This window comes from Pseudomonas sp. NBRC 111133 (assembly GCF_001320605.1).
Classification (GTDB): domain Bacteria; phylum Pseudomonadota; class Gammaproteobacteria; order Pseudomonadales; family Pseudomonadaceae; genus Aquipseudomonas; species Aquipseudomonas monteilii.
In genome coordinates, this window is record NZ_BCBJ01000187.1 from 1 (window position 1) to 777 (window position 777).

The window sequence follows — 777 nt, forward strand, 5'->3', positions numbered from 1 at the left end:
GATCACCATCGCCAGCGCTTTCAGGCCGCGATGGATACCTACCTTGACCGCAGAACTGGAAAGACCGGTCAGTTGAGCCGTTTCCTCTACCGAACGGCCTTCCAGTTTCACATGAATGATGGGCAGACGCTGACGCTCGGGCAGGTGCTGTAACAGCTTGCCCAGATCACGCCGGGCCTCCGCCGGGCGGCTATCCTCCACCTCGAACATGTCTTCGTCCAGCGAATCGGACAGCGCATCGCGGCGGGCGAACGCACGGAAGTGATCGGCCAGCTTGTAGCGGGCGATCGCCTGCACCCACACGGTCAGCGGCTGTTCGGCGCGATAGGTGTGCCTTGCGTTGTGCACGGCCAGCAGTACCTCTTGCAACAGGTCCTCGACCTCTCCCGGGCGCTGCGCCAGGCGTCGGCGAAGGAAACCGCGCAGGTGCGAACTGAGCGCGGTGAGGAATTCGCGGTATGCGGCCTCGTCGCCAGCCAACCCACCCAGAAGCAATGACTGCAGGCGCTCTTCGCGCGTGGCCATGACCTCATAGCTTGTAGTTCGCTCCATTGGCCGCCTTAGTTACACCGCAGGTGGATATTTTTCATTGAGCCCAGACTGCATCATATCGGCCGCAACGCCAAAGGTTTCAATCGGCGCAGGTGCACCGAAAGAAATCTCAACATTTTTCTGCCGCGCTGTAACCGTATCGACTGCTACGACGAATTACCTGTCGGACCGTCACACCGAGCTGACGGCCATCCAGTCCATTACGGAGATATGCCATGAAAAGCA

The 777-nt window shown here is 59.8% G+C and carries 1 protein-coding gene; it reads right to left on the reverse strand.

Features of this window, described 5'->3' with window-relative positions; translation table 11 throughout:
* On the reverse strand, nucleotides 1–552 hold a 552-nt coding region (locus tag APH36_RS30365), incomplete at its 3' end, for a sigma-70 family RNA polymerase sigma factor (RefSeq protein ID WP_054890520.1).
* Nucleotides 553–777 lie beyond the last annotated feature (225 nt).